Annotated in this window: 23 protein-coding genes; 22 read left to right on the top strand and 1 reads right to left on the bottom strand. The window is 50.6% G+C overall.

Annotated features, from left to right (window positions below; genetic code table 11):
• Positions 1-319: 319 nt before the first annotated feature.
• From MKX46_RS09970 to MKX46_RS09885, 18 genes are all read left to right on the top strand, one after another.
• The gene (locus MKX46_RS09970) at positions 320-1,249 is read left to right on the top strand and encodes a glycosyltransferase family 2 protein (protein ID WP_069012640.1); all 930 of its coding nucleotides are present in this window, start codon (positions 320-322) and stop codon (positions 1,247-1,249) included.
• A complete protein-coding gene (locus tag MKX46_RS09965; RefSeq protein WP_069012641.1) occupies positions 1,246-2,181 on the top strand; it encodes a glycosyltransferase family 2 protein in 936 nt (311 codons plus the stop codon). The genes MKX46_RS09970 and MKX46_RS09965 overlap by 4 nt, the downstream gene beginning before the upstream one ends.
• Entirely contained in the window at positions 2,178-2,978 is an 801-nt protein-coding gene (locus MKX46_RS09960; RefSeq protein WP_069012642.1) for a glycosyltransferase family 2 protein, read from the top strand. Before MKX46_RS09965 ends, MKX46_RS09960 begins: the two co-directional genes overlap by 4 nt.
• The gene (locus MKX46_RS09955; RefSeq protein ID WP_029518275.1) at positions 2,975-3,706 is read left to right on the top strand and encodes a sugar phosphate nucleotidyltransferase; all 732 of its coding nucleotides are present in this window, start codon (positions 2,975-2,977) and stop codon (positions 3,704-3,706) included. Before MKX46_RS09960 ends, MKX46_RS09955 begins: the two co-directional genes overlap by 4 nt.
• 72 nt (positions 3,707-3,778) lie before the next feature.
• Entirely contained in the window at positions 3,779-5,239 is a 1,461-nt protein-coding gene (locus MKX46_RS09950) for a glycosyltransferase family 2 protein (protein ID WP_069012643.1), read from the top strand.
• A 119-nt stretch (positions 5,240-5,358) separates the two neighbouring features.
• Entirely contained in the window at positions 5,359-5,646 is a 288-nt protein-coding gene (locus tag MKX46_RS09945; RefSeq protein WP_013311765.1) for a hypothetical protein, read from the top strand.
• 29 nt (positions 5,647-5,675) lie between these two features.
• The gene (locus MKX46_RS09940; RefSeq protein WP_029518277.1) at positions 5,676-6,008 is read left to right on the top strand and encodes a hypothetical protein; all 333 of its coding nucleotides are present in this window, start codon (positions 5,676-5,678) and stop codon (positions 6,006-6,008) included.
• Entirely contained in the window at positions 6,008-6,358 is a 351-nt protein-coding gene (locus MKX46_RS09935) for a hypothetical protein (RefSeq protein WP_039272663.1), read from the top strand. The genes MKX46_RS09940 and MKX46_RS09935 overlap by 1 nt, the downstream gene beginning before the upstream one ends.
• The gene (locus MKX46_RS09930; protein WP_069012644.1) at positions 6,306-6,665 is read left to right on the top strand and encodes a hypothetical protein; all 360 of its coding nucleotides are present in this window, start codon (positions 6,306-6,308) and stop codon (positions 6,663-6,665) included. Before MKX46_RS09935 ends, MKX46_RS09930 begins: the two co-directional genes overlap by 53 nt.
• Before the next feature lie 182 nt (positions 6,666-6,847).
• A complete protein-coding gene (locus MKX46_RS09925) occupies positions 6,848-7,939 on the top strand; it encodes a CgeB family protein (protein ID WP_029518280.1) in 1,092 nt (363 codons plus the stop codon).
• Positions 7,940-7,972: 33 nt separating this feature from the next.
• Entirely contained in the window at positions 7,973-9,106 is a 1,134-nt protein-coding gene (locus MKX46_RS09920; RefSeq protein ID WP_029518281.1) for a CgeB family protein, read from the top strand.
• 60 nt (positions 9,107-9,166) lie between these two features.
• Positions 9,167-10,828, top strand: a complete 1,662-nt coding sequence (locus MKX46_RS09915; RefSeq protein ID WP_069012645.1) for a glycosyltransferase — start codon at positions 9,167-9,169, stop codon at positions 10,826-10,828.
• A gap of 121 nt (positions 10,829-10,949) precedes the next feature.
• On the top strand, positions 10,950-12,041 hold the full coding sequence (gene wecB / locus MKX46_RS09910) for a non-hydrolyzing UDP-N-acetylglucosamine 2-epimerase (protein ID WP_069012646.1): 1,092 nt from the start codon (positions 10,950-10,952) through the stop codon (positions 12,039-12,041).
• Entirely contained in the window at positions 12,034-13,020 is a 987-nt protein-coding gene (locus MKX46_RS09905) for a polysaccharide biosynthesis protein (RefSeq protein ID WP_029518284.1), read from the top strand. Before wecB ends, MKX46_RS09905 begins: the two co-directional genes overlap by 8 nt.
• Positions 13,017-13,871 carry a dTDP-4-dehydrorhamnose reductase family protein gene (locus tag MKX46_RS09900; RefSeq protein ID WP_069012647.1) on the top strand — a complete coding sequence of 285 codons (855 nt, stop codon included), beginning with the start codon at positions 13,017-13,019 and terminating at the stop codon, positions 13,869-13,871. The genes MKX46_RS09905 and MKX46_RS09900 overlap by 4 nt, the downstream gene beginning before the upstream one ends.
• Positions 13,832-14,830 carry an NAD-dependent epimerase/dehydratase family protein gene (locus tag MKX46_RS09895; protein ID WP_341071214.1) on the top strand — a complete coding sequence of 333 codons (999 nt, stop codon included), beginning with the start codon at positions 13,832-13,834 and terminating at the stop codon, positions 14,828-14,830. The genes MKX46_RS09900 and MKX46_RS09895 overlap by 40 nt, the downstream gene beginning before the upstream one ends.
• A complete protein-coding gene (locus tag MKX46_RS09890) occupies positions 14,827-15,543 on the top strand; it encodes a glycosyltransferase (RefSeq protein WP_029518287.1) in 717 nt (238 codons plus the stop codon). Before MKX46_RS09895 ends, MKX46_RS09890 begins: the two co-directional genes overlap by 4 nt.
• Positions 15,544-15,571: 28 nt before the next feature.
• A complete protein-coding gene (locus tag MKX46_RS09885) occupies positions 15,572-16,771 on the top strand; it encodes a glycosyltransferase (protein ID WP_069012648.1) in 1,200 nt (399 codons plus the stop codon).
• Here the strand turns inward: MKX46_RS09885 and MKX46_RS09880 are convergent.
• Entirely contained in the window at positions 16,768-17,154 is a 387-nt protein-coding gene (locus MKX46_RS09880) for a hypothetical protein (protein WP_231109445.1), read from the bottom strand. The two genes, MKX46_RS09885 and MKX46_RS09880, sit on opposite strands and share 4 nt — an antisense overlap.
• A 166-nt stretch (positions 17,155-17,320) precedes the next feature.
• On the opposite strand from MKX46_RS09880, the gene MKX46_RS09875 reads away from it, so the two are divergent.
• Genes MKX46_RS09875 through MKX46_RS09860 form a run of 4 tightly spaced genes read left to right on the top strand, consistent with a single transcriptional unit; the run spans position 17,321 to position 21,247 of the window.
• The gene (locus tag MKX46_RS09875) at positions 17,321-18,562 is read left to right on the top strand and encodes a sialidase family protein (protein WP_069012649.1); all 1,242 of its coding nucleotides are present in this window, start codon (positions 17,321-17,323) and stop codon (positions 18,560-18,562) included.
• On the top strand, positions 18,562-19,788 hold the full coding sequence (locus tag MKX46_RS09870) for a sialidase family protein (protein WP_069012650.1): 1,227 nt from the start codon (positions 18,562-18,564) through the stop codon (positions 19,786-19,788). The genes MKX46_RS09875 and MKX46_RS09870 overlap by 1 nt, the downstream gene beginning before the upstream one ends.
• A gap of 33 nt (positions 19,789-19,821) precedes the next feature.
• Entirely contained in the window at positions 19,822-21,042 is a 1,221-nt protein-coding gene (locus tag MKX46_RS09865; RefSeq protein WP_069012651.1) for a glycosyltransferase family 4 protein, read from the top strand.
• A gap of 31 nt (positions 21,043-21,073) precedes the next feature.
• Positions 21,074-21,247 carry a hypothetical protein gene (locus tag MKX46_RS09860; protein ID WP_165148594.1) on the top strand — a complete coding sequence of 58 codons (174 nt, stop codon included), beginning with the start codon at positions 21,074-21,076 and terminating at the stop codon, positions 21,245-21,247.
• The last annotated feature ends 26 nt before the right edge of the window (positions 21,248-21,273 follow it).

Raw genomic sequence — 21,273 nt, 5'->3', positions numbered from 1 at the left:
TGGATAATGGAAAAGAATGACTTATGCAAAAAAAACTAATGTTGATTTTTTGAACTCCCATCATCTGGCTCTGATATTAGCACAGAGAATGACAGACGAGAAGATCTATGTCACAAATTTATCCAAAATGAATCTTTAGACCCTAATAACTCACTTATTTAATAGGATTAATAAGTTATGTAAAATAAAGTCGAAAATTGCTATGTCGAAAAGACTCCACGCTTGCCGTTACACACGGCTTTTGGACCGCATAGGTTATGTTGAACTGTCCTAATCATGCTGTCCATCTATACAGCAGGAAGGGAGGTGAGACGGGAGCATGAAGAAGCAGGGAAGAGCTGGATACAAGATCAAACGGAGGCGGCATTCCGGCGCATACTATCATTCTAAGATGTGGCTGCCGTTACGAATGCCGAACATGCATAAGACCCCTGCCATGAGGGAGGTACTCGACACGGAGAGAGGGGCACAGATCGGCGAAGAGCGACCATCTGGACCGTCATCAGTGGGAAAGTTTTTCGTATCTGTCATTATTCCGGCCATGAATGAGCAAAAAACAATCGGAGCTGTGATTCGCGAGGCGCGCCGTGTCCATCCACATACAGAGGTTATCGTCGTTGAGAACGGATCACACGATAGAACGGCGAAGGTGGCAGCAGCGGCGGGAGCTCGTGTACTTTCTTTCCCGGAACCGCTCGGACATGATGTTGGCCGTCGTGTTGGAGCGGAGGCGGCATCCGGACAGATCCTGCTTTTCCTGGATGGGGATATCGTCATTCCCTGCGTTAGACTCCGGCCGTTTATACACGCCATATGTGCAGGAGCGGATGTGGTGCTGAATGATTACCATGGACCTGTGAATCATACGCCCGTACATCCTGTAGTGGAGGCAAAGCATGTATTGAATATCTTGTCGAATCGTGCTGATTTAGGGGGGGCATCTATGACTGGCATTCCACACGCCATTAGTCAAAAGGCTCTAAACAAAATAGGTCCAAAGCCCTTGGAGAAACCTCCTTTATTTCAAGCTATGTCCATCGCTTCCGGGTTACGAGTGGTGACTGTATATGGAATAGCTGTCGGTAAAATAAATGCGACACGTAAAAAACAGAACGGCAAGGACCCGCTGGCAGGTGTAATTGTTCAGGATCATCTGGATGCCATTGCCTGGCTTACATCGCATCTGGGAACGCGTGCGGGCTTTACGGATTTGGAGCGCAAACGGATCAGAGACGAGGTGAAACTGTGAGTAGACCGTATCGCAGAGGGAAGCGTGAAGAACCGAGCTGGGGGGTCAGACGTGTTCAGCGAAAACGAGGAACGACGACTTCAATGCATAGCCGTAGGGTGAGAAAGCCCACACCTCGGGCAACAGGAATGACCAAAGTGACTCCGCCTGTGGAACGCGAAGTTCCGGGAGATATTGTATTACAGGGAACCGCAGCGGCCGTGGTCAGCGCCTGTAATGAAGAGTCAACGATTGACCGGGTGCTGAGCGAGCTGGAAAAACTTCCGCTTACGGATATCATTGTCGTATTGAACGGCTGCACGGACGGCACGCGCTCCACCGTAGCCAAACATCATCCTAATGTGACTCTCGTCAACGTGCCCGATCGACTGGGGCATGATGTTGGCCGTGCAGTAGGCGCGCGTATGACGCAGGCTGATATTGTGCTGTTCGTGGACGGAGATTTGCCGATTTCGGGATCTGATTTGCTGCCTTTTCTCCACGCGGTGGATCAGGGAACGGATGTCGCGCTTAATGATCTGGGCAGACATTTGCCCCCCTATGCCCAGCAAGACAGCGTGACACGGTGCAAAGCATTCCTGAATCGCGTACTGCGCAGGCCGGATCTGGGAGCAAGCTCATTGACCGCCGTACCGCATGCATTATCTCGGCGTTTACTGGATCAGCTTGGCTCAGCCGTGCTTGCCGTACCGCCAAAAGCCCACGCCATGGCAATTCTGTATGGCATGATCGTGGCGGCAGTACATGCTGTCGATGTCATTAAAACAAACCGTAAGCGGACCTTCAATGTTGGCAAAGGGAACGCTATGGAACAGTTGATCGTCGGTGATCATGCAGAGGCACTGACGGCTGTGTTTCAGGTAGCCGGGTATTCCCCGCTCGGGCCTGTTCCAACACGGGTAGACGTTGCCAAAGGGAGGAATGCACAATGAGTCTGACGAGCATCATTATTCCGACTTATAACGGCCTGCATCTGTTAAAGCCGTGTATTGAGGCGATTCGGACACATACGATAGATGTACCGTATGAAATCATTGTTGTGGACAACGCTTCGAATGACGGAACGGATGATTTTTGCGCATCCGAGCGGCTGATCAGCATACGTCTTCCTGAAAACAGGGGCTTTCCAGCAGCATGTAATATGGGGCTCCGGCTGGCTTCGGGTGATCAGTTCGTTATTTTAAACAATGATGTGACGGTTACGCGGGGATGGCTATCGAATATGTTGGCCGCATTGCAGAGCGAAAGCATCGTGGGATTGGTGGGACCGGTGACGAATTGCGTCAGCGGTATTCAGCAGATACACGGCTTGGAAGGAGATTTGGCCAGCTGTCTGAGATATGCGGAGCAGAATAATGTAAGTAATCCCTCCAGGTGGCAGGAGGTTAAGCGGTTGGTCGGATTTTGTTTGTTATTCCGGCGTGATCTGATGGAACGGATCGGATTGCTGGATGAACGGTTCAGTCCCGGACATTATGAGGATGACGATTATTGTCTGCGCGCACGTGTGCATGGCTACAAGCTGCTCATGTGCAACGACTGTTTTGTCTATCACGAGGGGAATGCGAGCTTCTCACGCTCGGAAACTTCCTGGATCGAAGAGCTGATCGAGCGGAACTATCGTTTATTTATAGAGAAATGGAGCATAGATCCCAGAATGTTCATCGAAACTGGAAACGCTGGGGTTGTATGCACTGAACATGCTGTCGAAGGAGGAAGGAAGATATGAAAGGGGTTATTCTCGCAGGAGGAACCGGATCGCGCCTTCATCCGTTGACTACATTACTCAACAAGCATCTGCTTCCGGTCGGCAAGTATCCCATGATCGTATATGGTATCGAGAGGCTGCGACAGGCTGGAATCACCGATATGCTTATTATTATTGGTAAACAATCGGCCGGGCTGTATACCGATTTTTTGGGCAGTGGCAGTGATTATGGTGTCCAACTGACCTACCGGATTCAAGAAAAGGCGGGCGGCATTGCAGAAGCACTCGAACTGGCAAGAAGCTATATGCAGGCAGAAGAGAAATTCACTGTTTTGTTAGGTGATAATTTGTTCAAGGAAGACTTGGGACCTGTGATCGAACGATTCAAGCAACAGCCCCCGGGGAGCGCCAGAGTGTTGTTGAAAAAGGTGGCAGATGCTCGTCGTTACGGGGTACCCGTGTTTGATCCTGAGCGTCCGGAGAGCATTACGCGGATTGAAGAAAAGCCACAGCATCCCCAATCCAAATACTGCGTTACGGGTATCTATATGTACGATACTGCCGTGTTCGATAAGATCCGGCAAATTACACCTTCGGCACGTGGTGAGCTTGAGATCACGGATGTTAACAACTGTTATGCCGCTGAAGGCAAGCTGGAATATGATATTTTACGGCGTTATTGGAGCGACGCAGGAACCTTCGATTCCCTTCAGGAAGCTGGATTGAAAATGAAAGGACTTCTACCTTGATCTCAATGAAACACCATCCTACCGGGCCAGGCATATAGTATAGGCATAATGCCACCCGGAGGAGTGAACGGCATGAAACGCCTGAATATGCAAAGGAAACACAGCAAGCGGCTCGGAAAGAAAGGCTACTGGTCAGGATATAAAAGGGGCCAGGAGCAAGGTAACAGGTTGGGTCAGGCTTCGTTCGGCAAGGTTTTTGAAGGCGTCAGTATTATCATTCCGTCCTGCAATCAGCTTCAACAGCTCCGTGCATGCATTCACCGTATTGAGGAGAATACGAGCCATCCTCACGAAATTATTGTAGTGGACTGCGGCTCGACGGACGGGACATCCACCTATTTGCTCCGTAAAAGCATCGCTGTGCGTTATGCGCTGTTAAAAAAGGATGTGCAAATGATAGGTAGCCTGAATCAGGGGCTGATGATGGCAAAAGGAACAACTATTGTGGTACTGGATCAAAACTCCATGGTGACCCCCGGCTGGTTGGATCGGTTGTTAGGGTGTTTACACAGCGATCCGCGTATGGGTGTTGTTGGGCCTGTAACGAATGGTCCATTCAAAGAACAGCAGATCGAGGTTCCTGATATGAACGAAAATGGAGCACGTCAATTTGCCATGACCTTCAATGTTCCCAAACCGGATGCATGGCGAGAGACCGAAAGCTTGGCTGGATTTTGTTTATTGCTGCGCAGAGAGACACTGAAAAAAACGGGCTACTGGGACGAAGGCTGCCACAGTATTGAGGAGGCCCATGCAGATTGGCTACTGCGTGTGCGTTTGTTGGGGATACGTATGGCAATTGCCGGAGATGCTTTTATCCATTATGAAGAAAGAGATCGGGATACGGTGTATGGTTTTCCTCTAACGACCGAAACAAGCGGTTCAATGGAGGAAAGCAGCCGGAACCGATCCTTTTTTGTACAAAAGTGGGGGGACGCGGATAAGCTGTTCCACAACCTGAAATTCAGTACAGCGGAGACGGACGACCAGATCTCAACAGGTAAGGAAACACACGTATCAGCGGCAAGCTTTTACCCCATCGGAGCGGTTGTTCAGGGACCGTCCGGTGTAGTATTTCGGTTAGAATCGGGAAGAAGGCGGTATTTGCATGGAGTCAGTGCTGCGGGAGGTGAAAACGTGCGCCCTGTCAGATTGTCTCAGCTGGACTTGTTGGCACTTCCCTTGGTAGGGAAGCCGGAGGTCACAGTTTCCGGCAGCACTGATGCACCTGTAGCTGAGTCGCCAGAGGAACCCTTGCCTGTGCTGGCGGCTCCTGAGCTGGGGAACATGTCCATGCTTCCCACACTTCATATCCCGGCCCAACGTAGGCGATGGATCGAGTTACTGTATGCTGAAGGTGGGCAACTGTACCAAATCGGCAACGGTTGGAAAAGACCATTCCTTACCCTCTACGCTGTGATGAGTTGGCGGGCTGAGGACTATCCAATTCAATTTTTGTCCTCTGAAGAATTGTCGGCATTGCCGGAGAAGCAGCCTATTATTGCTCCACCGGTGCTGCACGGGCATCTGTAATGATCTGAATAGGCGCTTTTAGGCGGAACCGACTACTCGCTGCGGCATACGCTGTAGTAGCGGAAAGCCCGTAGGTAATTCGTGCGTTCCGCACGGCGGAGCACATAAAGGAGGGGCTTATGCATAACGAGTTAGATGATTTGCTGATCCACATTTCGCACTCGCAGCAGCAGATGTCAAGGTTGTTGGATGCGGAACGGCAGGTGGTTGTGCGCATGGCGCAGATCATACATGAACTGCCAGATGAGGAGCCGCGTTTTGACGGAATTCCGGGCATTCTCGACAGCTCGGGACAAGTAAACAAAAGCATTGTGGCCTATCTGAACGGCATTGCCGATCTTCAGGAAGCAATGGCTGAAATGCTCGTTCGTGTCGTGAAGGAAACGGCATACCCGGAAGAGGAGTAACGTAACAACCGAGGGCAGGGAGTGAACACATGAGTAGGGAACAAGCAATGATTCACATGCTGGACGCAGCCTCCAAAATGCAGCGGAATGTGTCTATGATCCTGGAGGCCAAGGCGGTCGAAGCAGAAAAAGTGCGTAATTGGGCGCTGAACCATCTGGCGCCCCACGCCTTTGACACCGATGAAGAACAGCTGGGGCGACCTTTGGAGATTCACGAGCAAATGGTGGAAATGCTGGAGGGATTAACGCGGCTTCAGACTGGTCTTTGCAGCAATCTCAAAGCATTGCTGGATCAGGATGAGCAGCAGGGTGGCGGCATGGAAGGGATGATGGGAGGCATGGGCTCGGGGGATATGAACTAATGAGCATGAGGCGTGAACGTGAGATCAAGCTGGATATAATGGAGTCTATTGCTGCCAGCCAGCACGCCGTTGCCCGGATGCTGACCAGTCTTGCGGACTTGACGCCCCATGCGGATATGTCGGCTACCCGTCTGGAAGAAACCATTCGTATACTCAGCAACTACCAGGGCGAAATCACGCAAATGTTGGCGGGTATTCCATTAAGACGACAGGTATATGGAAAACCGACGAAACCGTGGCTCCATGTGCCTGTTCAGAAAAATGAAACCACCACGAGAAAGCAAAGGAGGAATGAAAATGAGCACAAGGTGGGAACGCGCCACTCGGGAAAAAGCCCGCAAAAGACGTAAAGATGCCCGGCGTTCCAGCATTCGCAGATTAAAACGGAGAAGAAGACGTCTGCTTGCTCTAAGACGCCGTAAAAGAGGACATCATTCTGCACGTAGAAGACATCCTCTTTTGCGGCGGCGAAAAAAACCTCAAGCTAACCCGGTGGCAGTCCCTTCTGCGGAGAATCCACAGCCCGGGACTGTTGCATTGGAGCATGATCCGCAGGCATTTCAGCAGGGGTATGATGCAGCTTACAACGAGGGTTTCAATTCAGGCTTTGCCAAAGGTTATGAAGATGGACACCAGGTCGCTTACCAGGCTCAGTAAACTATGCAGAACATCCATGACAGCTAACCCCCCGAAGCTACACAGCTTCGGGGTTATTTGCGGTTCGGCAGTTGGACGGGCAAACGCCAATTTTGTCCGGGCAGTGGCAGTCGTCCATGATGCGTTTGACCCCTCCGCATATAGTTTAGGAGTGACAGAAGTTTATCCTACAACAGGACAGGGTGAAGGATGTGAACGATCAACAAAGCGGAAATGAACGCGAAGCGTACCGATGCGGCTATCGGGAAGGACGCAGAATGGGCGGTTGCACGGCTGCTCTGTCACAGGTCGTGGCCATACAGCCTGCTGTTCGTCATTTGAAAGTGTTGTATATTCCGCAAGGTTTCGCAGCTATAGACACAGGTGTGCAAGAAGCATTAGGCCAAATATGCAGCTCATGCGCCATCGGTACGCCTGCTACGATGCTAGCTGACGCCGAGGCTCAACGTCCAGACCTCGTGCTGGTCATGAACGGGCTGCATGTTTTTCCGGCGGATCATCTGGAGCAGGTACAGCAAATACGAGCCCTAGGCATTCGGACGGCCATATGGTTTGTAGATGATCCTTACTTTACGGAGGATACGGCGTTGATCTGTCAATCCTACGATGTCGTATTTACGCACGAAATTTCTTGCCTGCCGTTTTATCGCGATCAGGGAGTAACGAGGGTTCACTATTTGCCGCTGGCTGCGTCAGCTCGTATCTTTTATCCTCGGCGGGTAGAGCGGGAGCATCAGCATGATATTTGTTTCATTGGAAATGCCTTCTGGAACCGTGTGAAGCTATTCGACCACCTAGCTCCCTTCTTGGCGGACAAAAGAGTGCTGATCGTAGGTGGGCACTGGGATCGGCTGACCCGGCGGGATGTGCTGGAACGCTTTATCCGTCCGGGCTTTATGGAGCCGGAAGAGACCGCTCAATATTATAACGGCTCCAAAATTGTCATCAATATGCACCGCCCGACAGACCCCGGACTGGATAATCGGAATACACACCAGCTTTCAGCGGAGTCCATCAATCCTCGGACATATGAAATTTCTGCTTGTGGCACGCTTCAAATGACGGATGTTCGGAAGGATTTGAGCCGTTATTACCGACCAGGCTATGACATTGAAACTTTCTCTGGAGCAGATGAATTGAAAGTGAAGCTGGACTACTATCTCAAGCATGATTGGGAACGCGAACGCATGGCCTGGCGCGCATTGTACACGACTATGCAAAAGCATATGTACTCCAATCGCATGGAAGAACTGCTGGACAAGGCGATGGCCTAAAGTAAACACCATAAACAGTGAGGAGTGAAAGTGATGACGATATCTACGACAGGACCGTATGACCCGGCTGTTCACCAGACGGCGGCAGCCTCCTGGGAAAAGGGGAGAACTGCGGGATTGCATGACGGATACGACGAAGGATATCTGCGCGGCCGTGCTAACGCAATTGTTGCGCGGATGAAAGCAGTTTTCCCTTTTCGACAGATCCATGTACTGTATGTCGTCTCAGGCAAAGGCCTTCCGTATTCTCCGCTGGATGAGGCGGTCATTACCACATTGCAGAGCATGACGGCTCAGGTTACCGTAACAGACCCACGTCAGCCGGTAGGAGATATTGCCGCTCAGCTCCGTCCGAATCTGATGCTGGCACTGGATGGAATGGATCTTCCGTTGGAGCAGGTTACTGCGGTACGCCAGTTGGGCATCCCCACCGCCATCTGGCTAACGGACGATCCATATTACACCGACACGACGACCAAAATCGTTACGAATTATGATTATGTGTTCACGTTAGAAATGAACTGCATGGAGCTGTACCGTCAGTTGGGTTGCACGTCTGTGCACTATTTGCCCTTTGGAGCATTTCTGACTCACTATTTCCCCCTCAGCTCGCCCGCTTCGGTACGACGTGAGATTGGGTTTACAGGCTCAGCCTACTGGAACCGCATCTATTTCTTTAATCCGATTATGCCGCAGCTCATGGCTCGTAACATTAAAATCAACGGAATCTGGTGGGATCGTCTCCCAGATTATCAGTCGTATGGCGACAAAATTGAGCTGGGTCGCTGGATGTCTCCGGGCGAGACCAATGATTCGTACAACGGCAGCAAAATCGTAATTAATCTTCATCGTTCCCATCAGGATGATTCGGTGAACAACAACTCACTGAAAATTCCGGGGGCTTCGCCCAATCCGCGTACGTTTGAAATTTCTGCCAGTGGCACGTTGCAACTGACAGATACAAGAGATGATCTGGCTCGTTTTTATAAGCCAGGGGAAGAGATAGAGACCTACAGCTCTCAGCAGGAACTGCTGGAGAAGGTTGAGTTTTATTTGACGCATGAAAAGGAGCGTCGTGAGATTGCTCTGCGTGCTCTGGAACGAACCCTGCGGGAGCACACGTATGGTCACCGGATTGACCAACTGTTGTCGGTCATATTTCCATAAGGTGATTCACACGTCCGGTGGTTGCTATTTTAAAGGAGGTGAACTCCGATCAAGCCGAAAATGATGTTATTCAGCCATGTTAGCAACGTCCGCAGTATTACGGGGGCAGAGAAGCTGCTATTGCAATTTTGTCTAGATATGCGTACGTACTTCGATTGTATTCTCGTAACGCCTGGTGAAGGGCGGCTGACCTCAATGGCCCGCAAGCGCGGAATCACCGTTCTGACACAGAATCTGTTCATGCTGCATGGCATGTATACCCCATATGAGGGATTGGCGCAGGATGCGGAGAATTTGCGGACCCATGTGGCGTATGCACCGTTGTTCCAGATGCTTCGGCATGCTCGACCTGATGTGGTGCTGGTCAATACCTGTGTGAACGTCATGCCTGCAATGGCTGCCCATGAGCTTAATATTCCGGTGATCTGGAAAATTACCGAAGTCATTAACCAGAATGCGCATACGCCAGTTTCTGTTTCTATCATTGAGCGCTATAGCCAATGGGTCATCGGCATTTCTCAAGCTGTAATGCGTCCTTTGCATGGTGGGGGACTGACACGTCCGCATACGGTGTTGTCTCCCTGCCGGGATATGGATATGCCGTCTCCCAGAGAGCATGTGCTGGAACGGAAAAGGAAACGTGAAAAACTGGGGCTGCGGGATTTTCATATTTGCATTGGTTATATTTCTTCCTTTATCTACGAAGCCAAAGGGCTGTTACCTTTTGTCCAAATGGCTCTAAAGCTGTGCGAAACCAATTCGCGGTGTCGTTTCTGGATCATCGGCAGCTCGGTGGACTCGGAATATTACGTAAAATGTGTCTCTTTAATCCGCCAATCTCGTTATAGCCACCGCTTCCAGTTCAATTCATTCGAGGAATCCGTGTCAACGGCCTATAGCGCAATGGATATTGTTGTGATCCCAAGTATGGTGGAAGAAGGCTTTGGTCTGACCGCCCTGGAAGGGCTAGTTTACGGTAAGCCCGTAGTAGCCTTTGCGCAGGGTGGACTTGTGGAATTGATGGAGGCTACCGGAAATACAGATTTTTTGGTAGAGCCGGGCAACAGCGACATGCTGGCGCAAAAAGTGGGCTATCTGCTCGATCATCCCGAGGAAGTGGAACGGATTGGTGTCCGTAACAACAGTGCAGCTACACGTGTATACGGACCTGATTCCTACCGAAGCAGTATGCACCTCATGGTCAGTCAATGGGTATGTCATCATCCGCATTGGTTCCCGTTGATTCAGCAGCCGGGTGGACCTGTATGGACGAGGGAAGGCGAAGGGCTGCGTCAGGTCACCGCTATACCGGAGGGTTATACCAGCACGATTCGAGAATTTCCTGAATCGGTGGTGTGTCAGCTGCCTGTGCTGGGTCTGCCGCCAATCGAATATGCAGCCATTCAGGGCTTGCCACAACCAGCACCCCCTTTACCTGAGTCACCACCCGAATTGCCCCGCGGCAAGCGTAGTATTCGGGCGAGATGGCCAAAGGGCCGCAAGCGTACCAGACTTCGGAATCGCAGGTATAAGAGAAGCGGCGGCAAGAGTCGCCTTAAGAAAATTCACGGGTTCCCGTTGTCGAAGGGACTTTATCCGAAAACCAAGTCCAGACAGAAGCTCAAGCGGAAAATCAAGCACCGGTCACGGCGACACAACGCGCACAAACCGAAGCGAGTCACACTCAAGGCTGGACAGCATACAAAACAACGGTCCGGGTGAACCTACGCCGGACCTTTGAGATGAACGTTAAGCTGGAGCACAGCCAGTCTGCTGGATGGCTATCCTTCATTGAACGCGACAATTCAATGAAACAACGACAGCAAAGGTGGGTTCCAAAACCATGAAAATATTGACCGTGCTCGGCACAAGACCGGAGATTATACGGCTCAGCCTGATCATTCCGAAGCTAGACCGCCATGCAGATGAACATGTGCTTGTGCATACGGGCCAAAATTACACCGAAAGCCTGAGCGGGCAGTTCTTTCGCGAACTGGGACTGCGTGCCCCGGATTATGTACTTCAGGAGAAAGCGGGGACACTGGGCAAACAGTTGTCCGCCATGTACTCGCAGATGGAGGATATTTTAAACAAGGAACGCCCCGATCATGTGCTATTGCTCGGTGATACGAACAGCGCTCTATGTGCCTTACTTGCGGAACGTATGGGTTATCCGGTCGTGCATATGGAGGCGGGGAACCGCTGTTATGATCTGGATGTGCCGGAGGAGAAGAACCGGCGTGTCATTGATGCGATATCTACCATTAATATGCCTTATACGGAGCAAAGCAAGCAGCACCTACTACGCGAAGGCTTCCCAAGCCAACGAATCATACTGACTGGAAATCCGATCTACGAAGTAATGCAGCACTATGAGAAAGAAGTAACTGGTAGTGGGATTTTGAAAAAATTGGGACTGTCGCCGGGAGAATATTTCCTGGTCACTGCCCACAGAGCCGAAAATGTCGACCATCCACCGCATTTGCTGGCTATTTTAGATGGTCTTAACCGGGTAGCCCAGCAGTTCGGGCAGCGGGTCATTTGCAGTATTCATCCCCGGACTGCCGCCCGGATCGCAAGCCATCCGCCGATCCAGCTTGATCCGCTTGTGGAATTTCACGAACCGTTCGGTTTTTTTGACTTCGTTCTGCTGGAGCGGCATGCCCGCTGCGCTTTGACAGACAGTGGTACCGTACAGGAAGAATGCTGTGTCATGGGGGTGCCGACGGTTACGATGCGCCGGACGACTGAACGGCCGGAAACGGTAGATTGCGGCAGCAATATCGTGTCCGGCCTTAATGGCGAGGTTATAGCAAACGCGGTAGCCATAATGACCGGGATGACCCATAAGTGGCAATGTCCCGCAGGCTATCTGGTGGAAGATGTGTCGGATAAGGTAGTTAAATTTCTGCTTGGAGGGAAACGGCATGTTTGAAAACCAACGTATCTTGGTTACCGGCGGTACCGGCTCCTGGGGGCATGAGCTGGTTGCCCAGTTACTGCCGCGTAACCCCAAAGAGGTCATTATCTTTTCACGCGGAGAATCCAGTCAGGTTGCCATGAACAGGCAGTTTGAGGATGAACGACTCAGCTTCTGTATTGGAGATATTCGGGATAAGGATGCGCTGACTACCGCTTGTCAAGGAGTGGACTATGTATTTCATTTGGCAGCGCTCAAGCACGTACCCGTCTGTGAGGATCAGCCCTACGAGGCACTCAAAACCAATGTCGTAGGCACTCAAAACGTAATCGAGGCCGCTGTCGTTAATCAGGTCAAGAAAGTCATTTATATATCGACCGACAAGGCCGCGAATCCGTCCAATTTTTACGGCATGACGAAGGCAATAGGAGAAAAACTGATTGTTTACGCCAATCTGCTGAATAGCGATACACGTTTCGTGACGGTGCGCGGCGGTAATGTTTTGGGCACAAACGGAAGCGTGGTGCATCTGTTCCAAAGCCAGATTCGCCAAAAGGGCAAGGTTTCGATCACAGATATGAACATGACGCGCTTCTTCCTAACCTTGCGTGATGCGATCAGTCTCCTGTTCAAAGCCTCGGTGGAAAGTGTTGGCGGGGAAATTTTTATCATGACCATGCCAACCTGCCGTATTTTGGACTTGGCTGAGGTGCTCATTGAGGATTCAGGTGTGGAAAACGTAGAAATTGTAGAAAAAGGTGTGCGTCCCGGTGAGAAAATTCATGAGATTTTGATGAGCGATTTTGAAAGCCTGACGACGGTAGTCTATGACGAGCAATATTTGGTCATTCTCCCAACGCTGAATATTCCTCAATTAAAGGACCGCTATAATCAGTGCCCTCCCGTGTCATTCAGCAGCTTTAGTTCGGAGTTTAATTTGATGTCGAAAGAGGAGATTCGCAGCATTCTCCAAAGCGGGGGGTTCATCAAATGAAGCTGCTTATTTTGGGTGGTAACGGCATGGCGGGCCATGTTCTGGTGAAGTATTTCCAAAACCAGAGCGGGTATAACGTGTTCTACACCACCCGTGATCCCGAAAATAAAGGTGGTCTGCTGCTGGATGTAAAGGACAGCTTTATGGTGGAGCAGCTGGTACGGAGTGTACGGCCGGACGTTATTATTAACGCGGTAGGTGTACTGAATCAGCATGCCGGGGAGGATCAAATTGCAGCATACCAAATTAATGGGTTGCTGCCACATCTTCTCCGGCGGACAGCGGACAGTATCGGTGCCCGATTGGTTCATATCAGCACGGATTGCGTATTCGAGGGAAATCGGGTACCTGGTTTATATAAGGAGACGGATCAACCCGATGGGACAAGTGCCTATGCTTTGACGAAAATACTCGGAGAAGTAAAGGCCGCAGGGCATCTGACTATCCGTACCTCCATTATCGGGCCGGAAATTCGGCCCAGTGGCATTGGTCTGCTGCACTGGTTCTTGCAGCAGAGCGGAGACGTTAACGGGTATCGCCGGGTCTTTTGGAACGGGGTTACGACGCTGGAATTAGCAAAGGCGATACAGGTGCAGATGAATGAGCCGCTGGACGGACTCATTCATCTGGTTCACCCTGAACCGATCAGCAAGCACGATTTGCTGCTGCTGTTCAAAGATATCTGGAATAGGGAGGATATTCGGATCGTGCCGAAAGATGAGCCGGTGCAGGACCGGACGCTTCGTTCTACCCGGGCCGATCTGCTCTACGATGTTCCTCACTACAGCATCATGCTGAAGGAGCTGCTGGAATGGACGGAAGCACAGCGGAACAACGTCGGCCTGTCATAGTCATTACCGGAGCGGCGGGCTATACCGGGATGCATGCCTGCCGCCATTTTGCAAAGCTCGGCTGGGAGGTAGCGGCGCTGACTCGCACTGCCGCTTCCGTCTCAGAACTGATCTTACTGGCTCGCGATGATGAAAATAACAGCCCAGAGGCGGAGACTCGCAACTGTATTACGCCTTATGTGTGTGACTTGCTCGACAAGAAACGTCTGGGCGAAGTAATTAGACAGATTGCTCCGGATTATGTGCTTCACCTGGGTGGTAAAAATTCCGTCCCTGAATCTTGGGAGAGTCCCCTGCTATACATGGAATCCAATGTACTGTCCACCCTGTATCTGCTCGATGTACTGCGACCTTTCCCCAAAGCCAGAATTGTCGTGGCGGGTTCTCGGCTAAAGACGGCTTTGCAGGCTCCGTATCATCCAACACATCCATACAGCCTTAGCAAAAGCCTTCAAGAGGCAGTCGCGCTCTCGTGGGGCGCGCTGTTCGAACAATCCGTCATGCTGGCAGAGCCTTGCAACTTGATCGGTCCGGGTCCATCTACCGGATTTTGTGCATTACTCGCGGGGTATATCGTTCAGACGGAACGTAGGGAGGGGCAGTCCGCAACTGAAACTGTCCCGTTCCGGGTATCTTCCCGACATGCGCAACGTGATTTTCTCGACGTTCGTGATGCCGTTCGCGCATACGGTGTGCTATTGGAACAGGGTGTGCCAGGCCGAGTGTACTCGGTCTGCACAGGCCGCATTGTGGAACTGGGCAATATCGTGGAACGTATGGTTGCGCTGGCCAAAACATCTATTCCCATACAATGGGGGGATGTGGCAGAGTCAGCATCTACCGAGGCATACCGTGCGAAAGAGCTGGAGGACATGGGCTGGAAGCCGACCATACAGCTGAGGCAATCTATGGAGGATATGATTCAATACCGCCGAGCCGGAAAGGAAGGAACGATATGAGACCGAAAGTAACGATCGTCATTCCCTTTTATAACTGTGCATATGTGGATCAGGCTTTGCAAAGTGCACTAGAGCAAACTTATGGCCCACTCGAGATTATTGTCGTCGATGACGGCTCCACGGAACATGTTGATATGCTTCAGGCCTATCTTCCTTATATACATTATTTAGGTAAATCCAATGGTGGAACAGCCAGCGCTCTGAATCATGGTATCCGACATGCCAGTGGCGATTATATTGCGTGGCTCAGTTCCGACGATACCTATCATAGGGATAAAATTAACAATCAGGTTTCTTTTATGGTGGAAAACGGTGCGTACATCTCCCATACCAACTTCAATTTCATCAATCAATACAGCCAAGTCACAAGCTACCAGGCAGCCGCCGTGTTTCCGTCTATGACGGAGTTTTACCGTTTTTTTCAACAAGGAAATCCGGTCAATGGATGCACGGTTATGTTTAAAAAGGAGCTGTTTGCACATATCGGTTTGTTTGATGAATTGCTGCCGTACACACATGATCTGGATATGTGGTACCGCGTGATGCTGGCGGGATATCCATTTCCTTTTCTGAACGAGTCCTTGGTTAACTACCGTTGGCATGATGAAATGGGAACCAAAAAATATTGGCCCGCTGTGGAGCGGGAGTACAACATCACCCAAGCACGTTATCGAGATCGCTTCAGTCAGGTATTGAGTGGTTTATCCTCATGAAGCCGAAAGTCTGTCAGGGGGGATTGATATGGTAGATACGGGGATTGTTATGCCACTGTACAAACAGGATATCGGCTATCTGCAAGCTGCAATCTCATCCGTACTAGCCCAGAGCTACAGGGGATTTCGCTTCATCATTGTTATTGACGGAGCGCCGGAAATGGTGGGGCCAGCGCTCTATGCAGCAATGGGAGACCCGCGCGTTCAGTTGGTTACACTCCCTCAGAACCAAGGAGTATCCCACGCCCTAAACCGGGGATTCGATGAGTTGTTTAAAGATCCTGGGATCAAGTATGTGACCTGGGTCTCCAGCGACAATGTTTATAATGCTTCCTTTATTGAACGATTGCGGCAAGAGCTGAAGCAGGGGCCAGACTCACTCGGTCTTGTGTTTTCTACCTTCCGCCAGGTTGACGCATATGGGAACCCGTTGTATGACGAGCAGCATCAACAGGCGTTGATCCGGTACCAAAGTCAGCCACATCACGAATTGCTGAACGCCAGCATTGTTGGGGTTTCATTTATGTACAAAAGCAAATATGCCCTCCAGATTGGCGGCTATCGGCTGCAACCCGTTGAGGATTATGATTACTGGCTGCGGCTGACCGAGACGTGCAATATGAAATTCATCCCGGAGATCCTGATGGATTACCGGGTGAATTCCACATTTAGTGTATCGGCCGGCCTACACAGCCAAAAGGAGCACCGACGCTGGCGGCGCGCATTCCAAATCGCCAAGTATGAGGCGAGAGCACGCCGGGGCATCCCACTTGAAATGACGATTTTAATGCCTGTCACGGATATGGCTCAAGCTGAATCATTGCTGGATAATCTGCTGGAGCAGCACTACAGCAATTGCGTGGTACGGCTGCTGGATTTAACGCCAGAACAGGAAGCTAGCGCTTTCCTGTCGATGATGCTCGACCCTCGGTTAATCGTAACATCACGGCAGCATTATTCGATCCAGGAAGCACTGGTTCAGGCTATTGGTGAAACCACGACTCGCTTTGTTGTATGCTTCGGTGTCAAACCTTATATTGCCGTGACGGATCTACTGTATCTCACGGATTTGTTGCGCCCATTACAGGATACACATGCCTTTTCCTACTATACAGATGACCATTCCACCATCGGCAGCGGACGAGGGGTTCAGTCCGTACCGCCAGAATGGAATTACGTGTATTACACCCACAGATTGCATCAGGCACTGGAACAGGGTGGCTTTTAAATAACAGGGGACAGTGCAGGGATTGTGGTCAGCTCGGACTGGAGAACACGGTGCTCCTGTACAACATTACCAAACTGATCCAGTCCAAAGTTGGAGAGCACGACATTCGCTGGAGCAGCGGAGGCCACGTTGTATTGTACCTCATAGGCAAGAACCCCTTGTATAAAGAAGGTACGGCGGGCAATGGAGTTTGCAGGCAAGTTAACCGATGTCACATACAGTGGTGTCTTGGTATCCGGTACCAGCGAGAAAAAAATTTGGATGGTCACGGTTGCCGCATTTACTGTGTCCTCATTGACCAAGTTCACAACAACATTGGAGCAGGCAGTACCAAAATCTCTAGTGTTCGTCATATAACCGGTTGTAAAAGCCAATCGAATCATCCTCTCAAAAAACAGAATATTGGATAACCCTTGAAGGGATGCTTTTATACTATGAATCTATTGAAAAGAAAGCTTGTATGGTTGTCTCTAGGCTGTGCTGAAAAAAGTACATTTTGATAGAAATACTTCAGGCGTATCTATTTATATAATGAAGGGAATGCTCGCGATGCCTTTGAATTTTCAGGTGACACCCAGCGGCCTGCCCAAATTTGAGCCTAGTGTTGCTGTTAATTTACTGAATCCGAATATTGTTATAGCTGTAGCTGTTGATTTTAGCAGTGGGCCTCCCTTGATTGGACTGTATCGCTCATTGGATGCCGGAGCGAACTGGACGGATACTTTATTGCCGATTCCGCCGGGTTATACAGGAGCCGAGGCAGGAATGGTAGCCTATCTGTTCCCCAATATTTTTATCGTATCCGCGCATGTATTTCCGGGCAATGAAAACGGGGCTGTCGTGATCTACCGTTCTACGGACGATGGAGCCACCTTTGATCCTCCAGTGGTCATTAACCCGGGCTATGGAGATTACATTAATAATGACTGGACTAATATTACGACGGATAATGCGGGGGCAAGTCCCTATCTCGGACACGTCTATGTCACGTATAACCGCCAATATAATGTGGATTTTAATGCTCAATCTGCGGCCTTCTACCAGCGTTCCACCGATGGAGGACTAACTTGGGACCGACCGTTAATGCTCTCCAATATCCAATCCTCAACGGAGCGGCCTGAGCCTGCGGTCGACAAATATGGAAGCGTATATGTCAGTTGGATTCGTACGGGACCGCAAACACCAGCTTTTTTTATCCGACGCTCCTTTGATGGCGGGGCAACCTTCAGCGGGGATATTCTCGTATCCAATATAACGCTTGTGCCCAATCCTTTGCCCGTTCCTGGTTATGACTTTCGGATATTGAATTTCCCCAGCTTGGCCGCGGACTGCTCGGGTGTGCCTTCCACAACAAATACGCTATATGCCGTGTGGCAGGACTTTGGTCAGGGATACAGCAATATTTTGTTGTCCAAATCAAGCGATTTTGGCGGTACCTGGAGTGCTCCGGTCATTGTGACAGACAGCCCGCCCGGCTCGCAAAATTTTTTCCCTGCAATTTCAGTGTCGCCCAAGACGGGACTGGTCGTTGTCGTGTACTATACCAATCGCGTGGACGGCTTTAATCTGGATGTGTTCGCCGCAGAGTCGTCCGATGGAGGTAACACCTTTACGAACAGTCGTCTCACGACGACCTCCTTTAACCCGAATGTCGGTGGAGGCGAATCAGAGCTGATCGGTGATTATATTGATGTCGCCATTGTACCGCCGAACAGCTATATTACCGTCTGGACAGATACGCGCACAGGCAGTTTGACGATATTTGCGGGTGTACCGGGGGGTGGAGCCTGATGCCGAACGTACAGCTTACGCCTAACGGAAGGCTGGCCCAGGAGCCGAGTGTAGCTTTCAACCTGCTCGACGGTACCATTGTGTCTGCGGCTATCGATTTTACGACAGGGCCGCCGTTGACGGCGGTATACCGTTCAGGTAACGGCGGTGCCTCTTTCACACAGCAGATTTTACCGCTACCAGCCGGCTATGTAGGGGCGGAATCCCATAGCGTCAGCTACGGTTTTCCCAACTTGTTTGTCATAGCCTGTCACGTATTTACCGCAGACGGTTTGAGCGGTACCATCGCCACTTATGTGTCGAGAGACAACGGTAATACATTTGATCCGCCTGTGATTGCCCAGCGAGGGTATGGGACATTTGTCAATAATGTTGAGGTCAGCGTGAAATTCGATACTTCTCAGGTCAGCTCCTATACCGGAAATATCTATTTATGTTATACGCATCAGTACAATCCTGACTTTTTCGGCGGATCAGTCATGTTCTTCCAACGTTCGCAGGATGGAGGGATCACATGGGGGACACCCGTGGTGCTCACCGCTGGCTCCAATCAGATTACGCGGGGGGAAATCACTGTGAGCATTACAGGGGTGATTTATGTCGGGTACATTGTCACGAATCCGGTTAACCAATATCAGGTCATTGTGTCCTTCAATGGAGGGACAGCATTTAGTTCCTCGCTACCTGTATCTTCTGTGGTCCCGGTTCCGAGTCCGTTGCCCGTGGCCGGCTTTGGTTTCAATGTGCTGCCGGCAGCTAACATTGCCGTGGATCGCTCTACGAGCCCGAATCAGGGAACACTTTATGCGGTCTGGCAGGATAATCGGGCAGGGTATGCGGATGTGCTGCTTGCCAGGTCGGTGAATGGTGGATTAAGCTGGACTGCGCCGCAATCGGTGACAGGGGCCAGTGCAGGGGCACAGCATTTTTTCCCGGCTATTGATGTTTCGCCTGTGACCGGCGTGATCAAGATCGTATATTATACCAATCAAATAACGACCTCTTTATTAGACGTATTTGTGGCCGAATCAACGGACGGAGGAAGTACATTTACGAACCTCAGAATAACAGACAGCTCCTTTAATCCTAACGGGATTAGTCCGGTTCCAGTCGTTACAATCGGTAATTTTATTGATGTAACGATCGTGCCGAATAATGGGTTTTTTGCGGTCTGGACAGATGCGTTATCGGGTTTCCAGCAAATTTACGGAAGTAATGGGGTGTAGCTCAGCGTACGAGACAGAGGAGGTGAGGCTGTTTTGAAAATTTTGTTGGCTACGTACTGGCCGATTCCTCATTTGGGTGGCGTATGGCCCTTTATGATGCAAATTAAACGGAGACTGGAGCTACTGGGCCACACGGTAGACTTGATGGGAAACGGACCGGATACACCTAAATACCATATTGTTTTTGAAGATAGGGAGCTACTGAAGGATCAACTGCTGCCCCTGCTGGATACGAAGCTGAATGAATCGGCTGTCCCTGTATTACATTTGGATTCATGGGTGCAGACGGTGGAAAAGGATCGATACTGTATGGAGCTGGCAGCGGCGTATTTCGGGGTCGAGCAGTATGATGTGATTCACACGCAAGATGTCATTGCGACGCGTGCGCTAAGTCGGGTCAAACGCAAAGATAGCGCGTTGGTAGCGAATATTCATGGCTCGCTGGCTCGTGAAGTTATGATGGCTTTGGAGCGGGATCATGAGGAGGGTTACCGTGAGACGCTGATGTGGAAGTATTATTGGGCGCTAGAGCACTATGGCGCTCTATCCGCGGATATTACCATTACGTCTACAGAATGGATGAAACAGACGCTTGTGCGTGAGTTCGAAGTGCCTGAGCAGCAGATTGCTACTTTCCAATACGGTTTGGATACCGAGCACTTCTGGGAAGTCCACGCCCGGGGAACGGACATGATACGACCTGAGGGGAAAAAAGTTATCATTTGTCCTTCACGGCTGGTCTATATCAAAGGGCTGCATTATTTAATGAGCGCTCTTGGCCTGCTGAAAGCAAGTCGTACGGATTGGGTTTGCTGGATTGTCGGGGAGGGAGATAAAAGGGAAGAGCTTCAAACACAGGCGAAGGAGCTAGGGCTGGAAGAAGACGTGGTTTTTCTGGGGCATCGTGAAGATGTACCTGCTCTTTTACAACTGGCGGACCTTTTTGTTCATCCAAGCATACAGGACAATCAGCCGTTTTCGGTCATGGAGGCGCAGATTATGGGGCTTCCGGCAGTGGTATCGGATGCGGGTGGACTGCCGGAAATGGTGAAGCATGAACACACCGGACTAGTCTCCCCGGTTGGCGATGTGGAGGCACTGGCAGCTCATTTGCAGCATTTGCTGGCACAGGATGAAGTGCGGATAGTCATGGGAAATCGTGCCAAGGCATGGGGGATCGCGCATTGGTCTCTGGATGTTATGATTGAACGACTCGTGAATATTTATGGGCAAGCGCTGAATCAAGTACGTTGAATACGTTGATTCAATAGTTAGGAGGGAGAGCATGACTTTTCCTGTCGTTGGAGACTTGTACAACCGTATTTTTGAAATCCAGCAGTCACACCCGGATTTGAAGGTTGATTACGCAATATGGAACCGAATTAACACTTCGTTGCCAGAAGATTATACGCTGCCGGACGCTGACATTTTAGAATGTCTGAAGCAATCCGCGCCATGAGAATACAGACCCTATAAAAAGGCAGG

Origin of the sequence: Paenibacillus sp. FSL P4-0113, assembly GCF_038009305.1 — a bacterium.
In the GTDB taxonomy this organism is placed as follows: domain Bacteria; phylum Bacillota; class Bacilli; order Paenibacillales; family Paenibacillaceae; genus Paenibacillus; species Paenibacillus polymyxa_D.
Note: the sequence above shows the minus strand (reverse complement) of the source record. Positions and strands in the feature narration are given on the sequence as shown.